This is a genomic window from Nocardia sp. NPDC055002, from assembly GCF_053608825.1.
This window is the reverse complement of the sequence record NZ_JBSGWE010000013.1, coordinates 89,427-104,490: the sequence shown is the minus strand read 5'-3', so window position 1 is coordinate 104,490 and position 15,064 is coordinate 89,427. Positions and strand designations below refer to the sequence as shown.

The 15,064-nt window shown below is 69.5% G+C and carries 15 protein-coding genes; 5 read left to right on the top strand and 10 right to left on the bottom strand.

Features of this window, described 5'->3' with window-relative positions; translation table 11 throughout:
- Positions 1 to 1,925: protein kinase domain-containing protein (locus tag ACWF99_RS32710; RefSeq protein ID WP_452538278.1), on the bottom strand; the 1,925-nt coding region annotated here is incomplete at its 3' end.
- 154 nt (positions 1,926 to 2,079) lie between these two features.
- Here ACWF99_RS32710 and ACWF99_RS32705 point away from each other — a divergent pair.
- The gene (locus ACWF99_RS32705) at positions 2,080 to 2,976 is read left to right on the top strand and encodes a serine hydrolase (RefSeq protein ID WP_378633358.1); all 897 of its coding nucleotides are present in this window, start codon (positions 2,080 to 2,082) and stop codon (positions 2,974 to 2,976) included.
- A gap of 10 nt (positions 2,977 to 2,986) precedes the next feature.
- Here ACWF99_RS32705 and ACWF99_RS32700 read toward each other — a convergent pair whose 3' ends face one another.
- Together ACWF99_RS32700 and ACWF99_RS32695 are read right to left on the bottom strand one after the other, a co-directional pair.
- Complete coding sequence (locus ACWF99_RS32700; RefSeq protein WP_378633355.1) at positions 2,987 to 3,652, bottom strand: response regulator; 666 nt, start codon at positions 3,650 to 3,652, stop codon at positions 2,987 to 2,989.
- Positions 3,653 to 3,661: 9 nt separating this feature from the next.
- Positions 3,662 to 4,825: a sensor histidine kinase gene (locus tag ACWF99_RS32695; protein WP_452538277.1), complete on the bottom strand. Its 1,164-nt coding sequence runs from the start codon at positions 4,823 to 4,825 to the stop codon at positions 3,662 to 3,664.
- A 167-nt stretch (positions 4,826 to 4,992) separates the two neighbouring features.
- Here ACWF99_RS32695 and ACWF99_RS32690 point away from each other — a divergent pair, with 167 nt between their 5' ends.
- Both ACWF99_RS32690 and ACWF99_RS32685 read left to right on the top strand, forming a co-directional pair.
- A complete protein-coding gene (locus ACWF99_RS32690; protein WP_378633350.1) occupies positions 4,993 to 5,754 on the top strand; it encodes a hypothetical protein in 762 nt (253 codons plus the stop codon).
- Positions 5,755 to 5,794: 40 nt separating this feature from the next.
- Positions 5,795 to 6,226, top strand: a complete 432-nt coding sequence (locus tag ACWF99_RS32685) for an SRPBCC family protein (protein WP_452538276.1) — start codon at positions 5,795 to 5,797, stop codon at positions 6,224 to 6,226.
- Positions 6,227 to 6,355: 129 nt separating this feature from the next.
- Here the strand turns inward: ACWF99_RS32685 and gatA are convergent, their stop codons facing one another.
- Together gatA and gatC are read right to left on the bottom strand one after the other, a co-directional pair.
- Entirely contained in the window at positions 6,356 to 7,843 is a 1,488-nt protein-coding gene (gene gatA, locus ACWF99_RS32680) for an Asp-tRNA(Asn)/Glu-tRNA(Gln) amidotransferase subunit GatA (RefSeq protein WP_378633346.1), read from the bottom strand.
- A complete protein-coding gene (gene gatC / locus ACWF99_RS32675) occupies positions 7,840 to 8,136 on the bottom strand; it encodes an Asp-tRNA(Asn)/Glu-tRNA(Gln) amidotransferase subunit GatC (RefSeq protein WP_101466314.1) in 297 nt (98 codons plus the stop codon). Before gatC ends, gatA begins: the two co-directional genes overlap by 4 nt.
- A gap of 235 nt (positions 8,137 to 8,371) precedes the next feature.
- On the opposite strand from gatC, the gene ACWF99_RS32670 reads away from it, so the two are divergent.
- Positions 8,372 to 9,022, top strand: a complete 651-nt coding sequence (locus tag ACWF99_RS32670) for an ACT domain-containing protein (RefSeq protein ID WP_358105186.1) — start codon at positions 8,372 to 8,374, stop codon at positions 9,020 to 9,022.
- Between the two features lie 5 nt (positions 9,023 to 9,027).
- Here ACWF99_RS32670 and ACWF99_RS32665 read toward each other — a convergent pair whose 3' ends face one another.
- The 3 genes from ACWF99_RS32665 to ACWF99_RS32655 form a co-directional block, all read right to left on the bottom strand.
- Entirely contained in the window at positions 9,028 to 9,543 is a 516-nt protein-coding gene (locus ACWF99_RS32665; protein ID WP_378633343.1) for a GNAT family N-acetyltransferase, read from the bottom strand.
- Positions 9,544 to 9,613: 70 nt separating this feature from the next.
- The gene (locus ACWF99_RS32660) at positions 9,614 to 9,958 is read right to left on the bottom strand and encodes a hypothetical protein (protein ID WP_378633340.1); all 345 of its coding nucleotides are present in this window, start codon (positions 9,956 to 9,958) and stop codon (positions 9,614 to 9,616) included.
- A gap of 20 nt (positions 9,959 to 9,978) precedes the next feature.
- The gene (locus ACWF99_RS32655; RefSeq protein ID WP_378991587.1) at positions 9,979 to 11,157 is read right to left on the bottom strand and encodes an AAA family ATPase; all 1,179 of its coding nucleotides are present in this window, start codon (positions 11,155 to 11,157) and stop codon (positions 9,979 to 9,981) included.
- Between the two features lie 198 nt (positions 11,158 to 11,355).
- Between ACWF99_RS32655 and ACWF99_RS32650 the strand changes: the two genes are divergently transcribed.
- Complete coding sequence (locus tag ACWF99_RS32650; protein WP_452538275.1) at positions 11,356 to 11,712, top strand: hypothetical protein; 357 nt, start codon at positions 11,356 to 11,358, stop codon at positions 11,710 to 11,712.
- Positions 11,713 to 11,733: 21 nt separating this feature from the next.
- Here the strand turns inward: ACWF99_RS32650 and ligA are convergent, their stop codons facing one another.
- On the bottom strand, positions 11,734 to 13,857 hold the full coding sequence (ligA, locus tag ACWF99_RS32645) for an NAD-dependent DNA ligase LigA (protein ID WP_452538274.1): 2,124 nt from the start codon (positions 13,855 to 13,857) through the stop codon (positions 11,734 to 11,736).
- 89 nt (positions 13,858 to 13,946) lie between these two features.
- Positions 13,947 to 15,005: a methionine synthase gene (locus tag ACWF99_RS32640; RefSeq protein WP_378633482.1), complete on the bottom strand. Its 1,059-nt coding sequence runs from the start codon at positions 15,003 to 15,005 to the stop codon at positions 13,947 to 13,949.
- Positions 15,006 to 15,064 lie beyond the last annotated feature (59 nt).

The following is a 15,064-nucleotide window of genomic DNA, read 5'->3' as shown; positions in this document are numbered from 1 at the left end:
GGCCGCGGGGGCCCGTGCTGCTGCCCCGCACCACCCGGCATGACCGGGCCACCCGACTGCCCCGCCGCCGCCGACTGGCCCGCGTCTACCTGAGGCCCCGCGCCACCCGGCTGCCCCGCACCACCAGGCTGGCCTGGGCTGCCCGGCTGACCCGCAATGCTCGGCTGACCGGCAATGCTCGGCTGACCGGCAATGCTCGGCTGACCCGCATTGCTCAGCTGACCCGCGTTACTCGGTTGACCCGCGTTACTCGGTTGACCCGCGCTACTCGGCTGACCCGCGCTACTCGGCTGACCCGCATTGCTCAGCTGACCCGCATTGCTCAGCTGACCCGCATTGCCCGGTTGACTCGCATTGCTCTGTGCTGCGCTGCCAGGCTGTCCCGGCTGGCTGAACTGCCCTGCGGCCCCCTCCCGCGCCACAGGCCCGGCTGGGGCCGTGTTCGAGGCCTCAGCGATCGACGTCACCTCGGTCAGGGCTGCCGCGTTCGCCGCGTCCAGCTCGCCCGCGTCGCGCATCGATACGACATCGGTTGCCGCAGTGGCCGATACCTCGCCGGACTCCGCACCGCCGGTCGCTGCGTCGCTATCCGATCGAGCCGCCGTGGATGACGGCTTGTCGAGAGACACTGGGCTGGCAGATATTCCGGCATCGCCCACGGGCGCGGCCCCAGCTTCGGCGACGCCCGGCGCGGGGGGCTGCACGCCCGCGGATGGCGGCACGGCAGCCGAGGCCGCGACCGCAGGCGCAGCGGCAGCCATGGGCGCCGCACCAGGCACGGGCGCGGGTCGGCGCGCATTCGGCTGTCCGGCAGCGGGACTCGCGGCCGGACGCTGGACCACCGGAGGTACTTCGCCGGGCGGCACCGCACCGCTGGGCGCGGCCGGGCGCGGGGCGACCGGCGGGACAGCTCCGAAAGGCCGCGAGGGCGGTTGCCAATGAGGTTGTGGCGCAGGTTGTCCGGGGGGACCCGGGTACCCGGGCTGTGCCATACCGGGCGGCGCGTAAGGCGCGGCAGGTCCTTGCTGCGGGGCGGGCGGGTAGTAACCCGGCATCGGGTTCGCGGGCGGGCGTGGCAGGACCGGTGGGGTCTTGGAGGTCAGCGCCTGGCGGGCCGCCTTGGCGAACGCCGCGCAGGAATCGAACCGTGCCGCAGGATGTTTCGCCATCGCGGCGGCGAGGACGGCGTCCATGATCGGCGGCAGACCCGCGCGACGCAGCGCCAGGGGCGGGGGCGCGGCGTAGAGGGTGCCGCGGATGATCTCGTTCGGATCGGCGGAGTCGAAGGGCGCCAGTCCGGTGAACAACCAGTACAGCGAACACGCCAGCGAGTACTGGTCGGAGCGATGGTCGAGTTCGGCGCCGGTCATCTGCTCCGGCGACGCGTAAGCCAGTGTCGCGGTGAACATTCCCTGCTGGGTGAGGTGGGTGGAGTCGGCGCGGAGACGGGCGATACCGAAGTCGGTGAGGAAGACCCGCTCGCCCTGGCCGCCGGTGGAGCGGGCCAGCAAGATGTTGGCGGGCTTCACATCTCGGTGCAGCACTCCCCTGCCGTGCGCGTAGTCCAGCGCGTCGGCGACCCCTTCGATGATCTGCACGGCCCGCTCGGGCGGCAGCGCCATCGGGTCGACCGTCGCGGCGTCGATCCCGTCGACGTACTGCATGCTGATCCAGAGTTGTTCGCCCTCGGTCCCCCGGTCGAAGACGGTGACGATGCCGGGATGGTCGAGCCCGGCGGCGAGATCGGCCTCCCGTTCGAACCGCGCGCGAACGCGCTCGTCGGCGAACAGATCCCGGTTGAGCAGCTTGAGCGCGGTGAGCCGGTCCAGGCGCGGATGCCGGGCCAGATACACCGTGCCCATGCCGCCCTGGCCCAGCATCGCCTCGATGGTGAACCCCGCGAACACCTCACCGATGTCGTGCACTACGACCCCCTTCCGACCGTGTGACCACGTTCATTCGAATTCTCGCCGAAAATCGGTGAAACTTGCTAACAGTCGTCCGGGTGTGACCGGACGCGTTCGACGAGAAGTTTGCACCGCCGGAGCACGCGCAATGGGTGGTGGGGAGGATTCGGTGGTGAAGTCGACCGGAACGGCGGCTGCCTGTCGCAGGCTGCTGCTCTGTGGGGTGCTGGCATCTGCCGCACTGTCCACCTCGTGTGCCACGCCGGGCACCCCGACGGCGGTGAGCGCGCCCACGGTCACCGTCAACAGCGAAGACGCCTGGCATCCCGGCCTGTCCATCGGGCTGCCCGATTCGCTGGCCGCGGAGTTCACCCTCTTGCAGTCGAAGCTGCCGGGCCAGGTCGGCATGGCCTTGATGCCGGTCGGCGGCGGCCGGATGACGATCTACGGCGACTGGACCACCGGCATTGCCTGGTCCACGATCAAGATCCCGCTCGCGGTCGCCGCGTTGCGCCACGACTCCGACCAGTCGATCTTCGAGATGGTGGAGGCCGCGATCACGGTGTCGGACAACGACGCCGCCGAAGGCCTGTGGGAATCCCTCGGTGACGCACCGGAAGCCGCCGACGCCGTGCAGCAGATCCTCGACGAGGCGGGCGACGCGGCCACCGGCAAGTCGGGCACCCGCACCGAACTCGACGGCACCTCCTTCGGCGGCACCGAATGGTCGCTGGCCAACCAGGTGCGGTTCGCGTCGCGGCTGCCGTGCCTGCCGCAGGCCGAGGTCGTCACCTCGCTGATGGGTGAGATCACCGAGGATCAGGGGTGGGGTCTCGGCTTGCTGGACGATACCGAGTTCAAGGGTGGCTGGGGTCCCGACGACGTCACCGGGGTCTACACCGTGCGTCAGTTCGGACTGGTGCCCGTGGGCAGCGGTCAGCTCGCGGTAGCCCTTGCGGCACAAGCCGATTCGGGTTCGTTCGACGACACCACCGCGCTGCTCGACCGGATGGCGCTGCTGCTGGCTCGGCACCTTCCGAACTTGCGCGGCGGCGTCTGCCCGCGCTGAGCGTACCGGCTCAGCCGGGAACGACCAGGCCGGATTCATACGCCAGGACCACCGCCTGGGCGCGGTCGCGCAGCCCGAGCTTCGAGAAGACCTTGGAGACATGGGTTTTCACGGTCTGCTCGGCCACGAACAGTGCCGCGGCGATCTCGGTGTTCGACAGCCCCTTGGCCACCAGTTCGAGGACCTCGCGTTCGCGCGGGGTGAGGGTGCCGAGCGCGGGCGCGGGGGCGGTACGCACGGTATTGCGCCTGCGGGTGACGTCGGCGATGAGCCTGCGGGTGATCGTCGGCGCGAGCAGCGCCTCACCGTCGGCCACCACCCGCACCGCGCGCACCAATTCCTCGGCGGGCGCGTCCTTGAGCAGGAACCCGCTCGCGCCGATGCTCAGCGCCTCGTAGACGTAGTCGTCGATGTCGAAGGTGGTGAGCATGAGCACCCGCACCGGCGGGTCGAGATTCGCGGTGAGGATCGCGCGGGCGGCATCGAGGCCGTTCATCTCCGGCATCCGCACATCCATCAGCACCACGTCGGGACGCAGCCGCTTGGCTTCGGCCACCGCCACCTTCCCGTCGGGTGCGTCGCCGACGACGCTGATATCGGTCTGCGCACCCAGCAGGGCGCCGAAACCCTGGCGCACCATCGCCTGGTCGTCGGCGATCAAAACGGTAATAGCCACCCGACCACCCTAGTGGGTGGGCAGTGTCACCGAGACCTCGAATCCGCCGCTGAGCGTGGGCGCCGCGTGGAGCTCACCGCCGACCGCGACAACGCGGGTGCGCATGCCCTCGATGCCGTGCCCACCGCCCGCACCGGGCTGGGGCACCGTGGCGGTCGCCGCGTTGTGCACGGTCACGCTCACCTCGCCGGGGCCCACCGCCACCGCGACGTGCACCGCGGCACCCGGTGCGTGCCGCGCGCAGTTGGCCATCGACTCCTGCACCACCCGATAGACGACGAGCCCGGTCGTCTCCGGCACCGATTCCAGATCCCCGGTCACCGTCCAGTCGACGGGCAGACCCGCACGCAGGGCCGACGCGCAGAGGGCGGGCACGTCCGAGGCGCGCGGCTGCGGCGCGTGTTCGGGCAGCTGGCCATCACTGCGCAACACCCCGAGCAGGCCGCGGATCTCGTTGAGCGCGGTGCGGGCGGTGGCGCCGATCGACTCGAACTCGGCGCGTGAGGCGGCGTCGAGGTCGGTGATCCGGTACGGCGCGGTCTGCGCCTGCACCACCACCATGGACATGTGATGGGCGACCACATCGTGCAGGTCACGGGCGATGCGCGCCTTCTCCTCGAGGATCGCCCGGCGCGCGCGCTCGAGCTCGGTCACCTCTTCCTGCCGCTCGAGCTTGCGCCGCGAGGCCAGCAGGATCCGCACGAGATAGCCGAACAGCGCCAGCGCGCCGAACCCCATCGCCCAGCCCCACAGCGGACCGGTGTCCGAGCCGGGCATCGTCGTGGCGAACAGCATCGAGGTGGCCGCCCAGGCGACGACCACGATCGGCACCGCGGCCCGCAACGCCACCGCGAACAACAGCACGAACAGCACGATGATGTGCACGACCTGGAAGGGCAGATCGTTGTCGGCGCCCGGCTGCATGCCGATCGAGAACAGCAGCGCGGCCCCGGCGGAGATCGCCCACCCCATCGCCGGGTTGACCCGCACGAACAGGATGGGAAAGGCCGCCAGCGCCGACAGCAGCGGCGCGGTGACCGGCGAGACCTCGTGGGTGACGAACAACGTCGGCCACGCGATGCTGTACAAAATCAGCGCGACCAGCACCGTTGCGAAGTCGAACCAGGTGCGCGCGGGTATTCCTCGCGCGGCGGGGCGCAGTGGTGCGGTCATGACAGTGAGCCTACGAACCGTCCGGTCAGCGGACCTCATACCCACGAACCGAATACGACCCCCTACCCTGGTGTGACCCCGGCGCCGGGCCTGCCACCCGCGCGCCCCGATAAACAAGTCCGTAGCGGGATGCCCGCCGCGTGACCCGCTCCTTACCGTCGGAGGCCATGAACACCCCGCTTCGCCCGGTACCCGCCGCCGCTCGGGCCCGTACCGCAGATTCCGCCGCCTCCGCGCCGTCCCCCGATTCCGCGCAGCACCGCCGTCGTAGCGGTGTCGCGCTGTGCACGGCCGGGCTGGCCATGGCCGCCGCCGTGGTCATGTCGGCACCGGGCGCCATGGGCGGTACGACCCCGACCGGCAGCGAGAACGTCGCGGCCGCCGCCGCGGTGCGCGCGCTCATCGACGACAGCCCGGACGCCACCTCGCTCATCCCCCGCGATTTCGGCTACAAGTTCGGTTACGACCCCGTCCAGCTGGACGGCTTGCTGGTGAACCCGAACGGTGGCTGCTCCTCACCGGTGACGCTGCCCGCCGAGTTCGAGTCGGCGTGTAAGGCGCACGACCTGGGCTACGACGTGCTGCGCTATGCCGAGCGGGTCGACGAACCCCTCGGCGGGTGGGCGCGCCGCTCGGTGGACGCGGCGCTGAACCGGCGTATCCACGCCTCGTGTCAGCAGCGCGACGACGAGTTCTCCCGTGCTCGCTGCGGCGTGATGGCCGATATCGCGTTCACCGCCGTGGACGTGAACTCGCGACGTCAGGAGTACGGCGCACCGGTGGTCGAGAACGTCTTCGCCCAGACCGACCCGGCTGACCGGCCCAACCTCTGGCCGCTCGCCCGCACCGTTCTCGGCTTGTTCGCGGTGACGGCGGCTTCGGCCGTGATCATCGACGCGCTGCGCAAGTTCCGCCGGCGCTTCGTCTGATGCGGTTGCCGAAAACTAGAACATGTCCTAGTTTTCACACATGTCTCTAGTCATCGACGAAACGATCGAGATCGACGCCCCCGCCGCGAAGGTGTGGGAGGTGCTCACAGATTTCGAGCGCTACGGCGAGTGGAACACCTTCTGCTACGAGGCGTCGAGCACGCTGGAACCGGGCTCGACCATCGACATGCGGGTCCAGCTGGGCAGCAACCGCCGTCCACAGCGGGAATGGATCCGCAGCCACACCCCGGGCGTCGAGTTCAGCTACACCATGAAGCCGGTGCCGCTGGGCGCGCTGCACAGCCTGCGCTCGCACACCGTCGTCCCCCTCGGCCCCGACCGGTGCCGCTACGAGTCCCGGTTCACCCTGGCCGGCTGGTTCAGCCCCGTGGTGAAGTTGGCGCTCGGCAAGGATCTGCGAGCCGGCTTCACCGCGATGACAGCGGGCGTCGGCCAGCGCGCGGTGGCCTGAGCGCACTCGTTCGGGTACCGCCAGGCCCACACCGAGGCGGCCGCCTGCACGGCAACCCCCGGCCGCGACTCACCAAAAACGGGGCGCGCCCGGCTCTTTCGAACCAGCGCGCCCCGCTCGGGGAATTTCTCAGACCGCGCTCGGGGTCGGCAGCGCGCCACGAGCCACCTCGTAGGCCGCGCCCACCCGGTACAGGCGGTCGTCGGCCAGCGCGGGGGCCATGATCTGCAGACCCACCGGCAGGTTGTCGTCGGCCGACAGACCCGACGGCACCGACATGCCGGGGTGACCCGCCAGGTTGGTCGGCAGGGTGCACAGGTCCGACAGGTACATGGCCAGCGGGTCGTCGACCTTCTCGCCCAGCTTCCACGGCGTGAACGGGCTGGTCGGCGAGACGAGCACGTCGACCTGCTCGTAGGCGGCGTCGAAGTCGCGCGCGATCATCGTGCGGACCTTGAGCGCCTGGCCGTAGTAGGCGTCGTAGTAGCCCGCCGACAGCGCGTAGGTGCCGATCATGATGCGGCGCTTGACCTCCGGGCCGAAACCGGCCTCACGGGTCAGCGACATCACCTGGTCGGCGCTGTGGCTGCCGTCGTCACCGACGCGCAGGCCGTAGCGCATGGCGTCGAAGCGCGCCAGGTTCGACGACACCTCCGACGGCATCACCAGGTAGTACGACGACAGCGCGTACTCGAAGCTGGGGCACGACACCTCGACCACCTCGGCGCCCAGTTCCTTCAGCACCGCGACGGCGGCGTCGAAGGAGGCGATGACGCCGGATTGGTAACTGTCGGAATGCAATTCGCGCACCACGCCGACGCGCACGCCCGTCAGGTCACCGTTGGCGCCCTGCTTGGCGGCGGCCACCACCGGCGCCACCGGAACATTGCGCGAGGTGGAGTCGCGCGGATCGTGCCCGGCGATCACCTCGTGCAGCAGCGCGGTGTCGAGCACGGTGCGACCACACGGACCACCCTGATCCAGCGACGACGCGCACGCGATCAGGCCGTAGCGCGAGACGGTGCCGTAGGTAGGCTTCACCCCGACCGTCGCGGTGACCGCGGCGGGCTGACGAATCGAGCCACCGGTGTCGGTACCGATCGCCAGCGGTGCCTGGAACGAGGCCAGGGCCGCCGCCGAACCGCCACCGGAACCACCAGGGATGCGGGTGGTGTCCCACGGGTTGCGGGTGGGACCGTAGGCGGAGTTCTCGGTGGAGGAGCCCATCGCGAACTCGTCCATGTTGGTCTTGCCGAGAATCGGGATGCCCGCGGCCCGCAGCCGGGCGGTGACCGTCGCGTCGTACGGCGACATCCAGCCCTCGAGGATCTTCGAGGCACAGGTGGTCGGCATGTCGGTGGTGGTGAAAACGTCCTTGAGCGCCAACGGAACTCCCGCCAGCGACGAGGCGGGCGTTTCGCCCGCGGCGAGCGCGGCGTCGACCACGGCGGCCGCGGCGAGGGCCTCGTCGCCCGCCACGTGCAGGAAGGCGTTGAGCTCACCGTCTACCTTGCCGATGCGATCCAGGTGCGCCTGGGTGACCTCGGTGGAGGACACCTCGCCGCCGTGGATCTTGCTCGCCAGCTCCGCAGCCGACAGCTGCGTCAACTCCGTCATTCGCCCTCTCCCAGGATCTGCGGGACCAGGAAACGCTGTTCTTCCACGGCGGGCGCCTGGTCCAGCGCCTGCTCGGGGGTGAGGCCGGGCGTGACCACATCGGGCCTGGTCACATTGGTCGTCGGATTCGGCGACGCGGTGGCGGGGACGTCGGCGGCGACCTCGGTGATGGTCTGCACGTGGCTGAGGATCGAATCCAGCTGACCGGCGAACTGGTCGAGTTCGGCGTCGGTCAACGCCAGCCGGGACAGCCGGGCGAGGTGAGCGACCTCGTCGCGGGAGATTGCGGGCACCGCGGGACCCCTTTCGGCTTCGGTGGGCAGTATTCGGTACAGCCTAATTGGCGGGGCCCAGAGGTTTTTACGCGCCCGTCCCCGCAGCTCGGACGCACCCGCCGCACACGAAAGTTCGCGCATGTCGCGCCGATGGGGTCATACTTCGGGTCGAGAACCCGCGTTCAGGGGTGTAAGTATTGCTTCACCGGGTATTCGTCTCGAACAACCCCGGCCGTTATGGAAAGGAACGCACGTGTCATACCTGCTCCGCGTGCAACTTCCGGATCGACCGGGAAGCCTCGGCTCCCTCGCACTCGCCCTCGGCGGGGTCGGCGCGGACATTCTCTCGCTCGATGTCGTGGAACGCGGCGCCGGCTTCGCGATCGACGATCTCGTCGTCGAAGTCCCCACGGGCGCACTTCCCGACACCCTCATCACCGCCGCGGAATCGGTGCGCGATGTGAGCGTCGACTCCATCCGCCCGTACTCCGGCGTGCTCGACACCCACCGCGAGCTCGAGCTGATCGACCAGGTCGCCAGCGCTCGCGACGACCGGCTCCAGGTGCTCGTCGACGGCTGCCCGCGGGTGCTGCGCGTCGGCTGGTCCACGATCATCGGCCTCGGCCCGGCAGGCGCCTACCGCATCGTCGGCAGCCCGAGCGCCCCTGAGACACAAGCGGGTTCGGCCCCGTGGATGCCCATCGAGAAGCCGATGTGGCTCGACGGTGAGGCCGAATGGGTGCCGGAGATCTGGCGCGACATGGACACCAAGCTCGCCGCCGCACCGCTGGGCAACACCGGCCGGGCACTGCTCCTCGGTCGCCCCGGTGGGCCCGACTTCCGCCCGTCGGAAGTGGCGCGGCTCGGCTACCTCGCCGGCATCGTCGCCACCGTGCTGAACTGATCGGGTCAGCGCAGCGCGAGCCGCATCACGAACAGCTGCAGTCCGTCGTGGGTGGCCCAATCACGTTCGGGGACACCGACAAAGCCCAGGCGCTCGTACAGCCGGTGCGCGTCGACCATCGAGAACATCGTGGTGAGCGCGACCGCGTCGAAACCGCCTGATCGCGCCTCGTCGACGACGGCGCGAACCAGTGCGGTGCCGACGCCGAGTCCGCGGGCCCGCTTCGACACCGCGAGCATCCGGAACTCGAGTTCGCCGGGCTGAGCGATCTCCGCGTAGGGCGTGCCGGGCTTCGCGACCGTGAGCGAGCCGACTACCTCCCCGTCGTGCACGGCCACGAGGACCTCGGCCTCGGCGGCCCGGTGCGGTACGTCGGCGAGTTCGCGCACGTAGTCGTCCCCGTCGGCGACATAGCCGTCGCCCACGTACACCTCGACGGTCAGCGCGGCGACCGCGTCGTATTCGTCGGGGTGGGCGGGCCGGATCAGAAGTCCGGTGGTCTGGTCGTCGGTACCGTGCATCCCCGAATGGTCCCATCCGGACGCTTGTGAGCTCCGACTCACCCATGCCCGGCGAGGACGGTGAGGTCGCTCAGGAGCCGAGGTAGGGGCGCAAGCCGGGGTGCTCGGTGTGCCAGTCGTCGGGATTGTGCGGTGGGTAGGCCACGGCGAGGTGGTCGCCGGGTGCGGGCCAGTGTGCGGCGTCCCAGGCGAAGCGGCGGTAGACGACCTTGCCGGTGATCGACGGGCCGGTGACGGTGCCGGTGATCGTCACGTAGTGCTCACCGGTCATCGCGGGCAGCGGGCTGACACCGGTCACGTAGAGCGACCCGTGTTCGAGGTTCGCCCTGCCCCGGCCGGTCCGCCCGGAGACGACGGCCGCGATCGTCACCACCAGCATCGTCACCAGCGCTACCGCCATCACCACTTCGAGCATGCGCCCATGCTATGCCCCGCTCACAGCGGCGTGAGTTCGCTGACCCCCAGCGCACGGCGCACCTGCCACACCGCCGTGCGGGTGCGCTGGGAGCGGCCGTTGCCGCGGTCGATCAGCGCTCGATCGGCGGTAGTGTAGATCAGTTGTGCGCCACGGGAATTGGTCTCCGGGTTCTGGAACAACTGGACGAGGCGGTCGGTCTCCTCGACCGGCAGGCCGACCCCGAGATCGTCGACCGCGAGCACCTGGCCGGTGTCGAGCGCTTCCAGCATGGCGGGCAGTACGCGCAGCAGCGAACGGGTGGCGGTGGATTCGTCGGCCAGTTCGAACGGGACGTCGATGCCCTCGTGCACCAGGCTCAGCCCCGCGCCGCGGCGGTCGACCATGCGCCGGTACAGCGCGTCACGTGCCGCGCGAAGGGTGCTCAGTTCGCGATCCACGAGAATCTGCTCGGGGTGGTCGAGATGGCCTGCCAGCGCGCCGATCTCGGCGTCCAGATCGCGCAGGTAGTCCGCGTACATCGGATCGTGTTCGGCGACGAGCAGATCCTCGATCCCGAGATCGGCGGTGCGCAGCAGCATCAGCAGACGCGCCGCGTTGTCGGGCGAGCGGGAGATATGGCTGCCGAGGTCGTGCGCGAGCGCGTCGGTGTCGACATCGCCTTGCTGCACAGTCAGATTCGCCGCGAACCACCGGTACGCGGGCACGAGCGCCTCGGCGTACATCTGCCCCGCCAAGCTCAGCAGCAGCGCGTTCGGCCGCAGCAACGGCACCAGCGCCGCCACCCCGTACCGGGCCGCTTCGAACATCGGCCCGATCTTCACCTCGTCACCCCGGCGTTCGAACACGATCCGCTTGCGCGACCGAGGATGGGTGTAGAGCCACTCCGCGACCACGTCGGCGTTGTCGAGCCGGAACCCGTAGGTATAGGGCACGCCCTCGGCGACGAATCCGGCCACGAATTCCGTCGGCCGCTCGGCGAACCCGAGATGCGGTCGCCGCACCGGGCCCGCGTAGGGATCCCATCCGCTCACGGAATTCAGGACCGCATCCCGCATCTGCCCGATCGCGTCGATGACGCTCGTCTTCCCGGCCGCCGCCACCCCGTGCACCGCGGTCACCGGCACCGCCAACGGCCCGCCGGCCCCCTTGGTCAGCCGCAACTGCTGAGCCTCCGCCAGCGATCCATGATTGGTCACCTGAAAACTGCGCAGCAAGGGTCCGCCTCTCCGAGATTCTTGGCAAGACTAAGGGACGTGCGGGCTCGCCGACGCGGCAGCCTGATCCGGCGAACGACCGCACTATCCCGCGCGTGTTCGGTTCCGACGCACTAAGGTGCTGGACACTGCGGCTGGTTCGTCGCGGGTTTCAGCGGTCGGCGATGAGGATGGGTGCGCGTGATGGCGGTTCGGGTGATGGTTCGCGGAGTTGTCGTTGCCGCAGTGACCGCGGGAGCGCTCGTGCCCGCGGCGCTGGTGAGTGCGCCCAGCGCGCTGGCCGATCCGTGCCCGGCGGGAACTGCGCGGGTGTTCCTGGGGAACTCGACCAACTCGTGTCAGGGTGCGGGGTCGGTGTCCTACACCGACGCTCCGGTGTCGAAGGTGTGCTCGATGACGAGCACCGATGTGACGGTGGAGATCCAGACCAACATCAAGAAGCGGCCGCTGCGTACCCAGGAGCTCAGCAACGGGCAGTGCGCGTCGTTCGACATGAAGACCCAGATCGGCAACACGGTCACCGTCACCCCGAACTGACGCCGGGGTGTTCGGGCTCGGCTAGTCCGCCACGACCGGATCCTCGTCCGGTGCGATCCTGACCGCGTCGGGGCCACCCTCCAGGAGCCGCCGGAAGCCGTCTTCGTCGAGGATCTGGACGCCGAGCTCTTCCGCCTTGGCCGCCTTCGAACCGGGCGCCTCGCCGATCACCACGAACGCGGTCTTCTTCGACACCGAGCCCGCCGCCTTGCCGCCGCGAACGAGGATCGCCTCCTTCGCGCCGTCGCGGCTGAAGGTCTGCAGGGATCCGGTGACGACGATCGACAGACCGTCGAGGTTGCGTTCGATGGATTCGTCGCGCTCGTCTTCCATCCGCACCCCGGCCGCACGCCACTTGTCGACGATCGCACGATGCCAGTCGACGGTGAACCATTCCACGACCGCCGCGGCGATGGTGGGGCCGACACCGTCGGTGGCTGACAGTTCTTCTCCTGTCGCGGATTCGATGCGCGCGAGGTCCGCGAACTCGGCGGCCAGCGCGCGGGCCGCGGTCGGACCGACATGGCGGATGGACAGCGCGACGAGCACCCGCCACAGCGGAGTGTCCTTGGCCGCTTCGAGGTTCTCGAGCAGGCGGGCACCGTTGGCCGAGAGGGCACCGTCCTGTTTGGTGAACAGCGGCACGCCGAGCAGATCCTGCGCGTCGAGGGCGAACAGGTCGCCTTCGTCGGTGATCGCGCCCGAGGTGAGCAGGGCGTTGGCGGCTTCGTAGCCGAGGGCCTCGATGTCGAAGGCGCCGCGACCGGCCAGGTGGAAAACGCGTTCGCGCAGCTGGGCCGGGCAATGCCGCTGGTTGGGGCAGCGGATGTCGGCGTCGCCCTCCTTGGCGGGGGCGAGTTCGGTGGCGCACTCGGGGCAGTGCGTCGGCATGACGAATTCGCGTTCGGTACCGGTGCGCGCGTCGACGACGGGCCCGAGGACCTCGGGAATCACATCACCGGCCTTGCGGATCGTGACGGTATCGCCGATGAGCACGCCCTTGCGCTTCACTTCCGAGGCATTGTGCAGGGTCGCCATCGACACGGTCGAGCCGGCGATCGAGACCGGCGACATCACCGCGAACGGGGTGACCCGACCGGTGCGGCCGACGTTGACCTCGATGTTGAGCAGCGTGGTGGTGGCCTCTTCGGGCGGGTATTTGTAGGCGATGGCCCAGCGTGGGGCACGTGAGGTGGAGCCGAGGCGGCGTTGCAGGGCCGTCTCGTCGACCTTGATCACCTGACCGTCGATCTCGTGCTCGATGTCGTGGCGATGTTCGCCCCAGTAGGCGACCCGCTCGATGACCGCGTCGATGCCCTCGACCAGGCGGGTGTGGGCCGAGACCGGCAGGCCCCAGGCAGCCAGTGCCCGGTAGGCCTCGTGCTGGGAGGCCGGGCGGTAACCCTCGATACGGCCGAACCCGTGGCAGATCATCCGCAGCCGACGCTGGGCGGTGATCGCGGGATTCTTCTGGCGCAGCGAACCGGCGGCGGTATTGCGCGGATTCGCGTAGGGCGGTTTGCCCTCGGCGACGATCTGCGCGTTCAACGTCTCGAAGTCCTCGAGCCGGAAATACACCTCGCCGCGAACTTCCAGGAGCTCCGGGATCGGGAATTCCTCAGTGGGGGTGAGCTCTGCGGGGATGTCTTCGATGGTGCGCGCGTTGAGGGTGACGTCCTCCCCGGTGCGCCCGTCACCGCGAGTCGCGCCGCGCACCAGCTTGCCGTTCTCGTACACGAGGTTCAACGCGACGCCATCGATCTTGACTTCGCACAGATAGTGCAGCCCGGACCCGGTTTCGGCTTCGACCCTGCTCGCCCAGGTGCGCAGCTCGTCGTAGTCGAACACGTTGTCCAGCGACAGCATCCGCTCGAGATGGTCGACCGCGGTGAACTCGGTCGCGAATCCACCGCCGACCAGCTGCGTGGGCGAATCGGGAGTCCGCAGATCCGGATGCGCGTCCTCGAGAGCCTGCAACTCGCGAAGCAACGCGTCGAACTCGCCGTCGGTGATGATCGGCGCGTCCCGCAGGTAGTAGCGGAACTGATGCCCACGCACCTCGTCGGCCAACTGCTGCCACTGCACCCGCTGCTCGGGCGTAGCGGCTTCGGCACTCACAGAAACCGCGCTGTCGCTGTCACTCACCCACCCGAGGTTAGTCGAGCACACCGACACATCCACGCACGTCGCAGCCGTGCGGGAACGAGATTTCGTGGAGATCGGCGGGAACTAACTCACCGATGACCGCGGCCCGACCGCGACTGTTCCGGCCGCTCGATGGTGAGCGAGTCCGGGTCCTCGGCGAAGGCGCGGGCGACGTCGGCGGCCAGCGCGAGGGCCTTGCGAGACCACGCGAGCGGAGCTCCCGCCAGACCGCAGGTGGGGGTGACCAGGACCTGGGTGAGGGCCGCACGAGGGAAACCGAGGTCGTCCACGAGCCGGACCGCGGGCTCGGCGGCGGTGCGCCAGGTGAGCGGGCTCGTGGGCGGTTCGGTGGGGATGAGTCCGAGAGCCAGCTTCTTGCCGGAGTCCACGGCTTCGCCGATGTCGTCGAAGTCGGCGGTGGTGATGGTCGACGCGTCGAAGGACAGGGCGGCGGCCGCGGTGCGGCGCAAGGTGGGCAGGGCCGGGCGGGCTGCGCAGGTGTGCAGGACGACCGGTCCCGGTTGGGCGTTGATCACGACGTCGAGGAAGTGGATCGCCTCCGGCCCGGGCAGCGCACGGACGGTGTTGAGCACGCTCGGGCCGGTCAGCGATCCGTCGAGAACCGTTGTCAACTGCGGTTCGTCCAGTTGCACAACCACTTTCGCCCCGAGTCGTTTACCGATCTCGGCGGCGTGCAGGGCAAGGCCCTCGGCCAGCGAGTCCGTGAGGTCGCGCAGCGCACCGCGATCGGTGAGGATGCGATGACCGCCGGGCAGTTCGACCTCGGCGGCGAGGGTGAGCGGCCCGACCGACTGGATCTTGATCACCCGGCCGGAACCGACGAGACCCGCTGTCTCCCAGGCTTCCTCGATCGCGTCGAGATCTACGCGCACGAAGTCGCGGGCCTTGCGCGAGACCGAACCCGGGCGGTCGGCGAGCCGGTAACCGCGGGTGGTCGCGTCGAACCGCAGATCGACCAGGAGCGCGGAGGCGCGCCCGATCATGTCGGCGCCGATCCCGCGATCGGGAAGTTCGACGAGGTGGGGCAGTTCCGGCAGTTCACCGATGATGGTGGTCGCCGCCTCGAGTGGATCGGTGCCCGGCCAGGAACCGAGACCGGTGGCGAACGCTCCGGCGAGCAAGTCCACCGGCTCCGCCGCGGATCGGTCGTCGGACTGCTCACTACCACGCCACAACGTCACGCGCT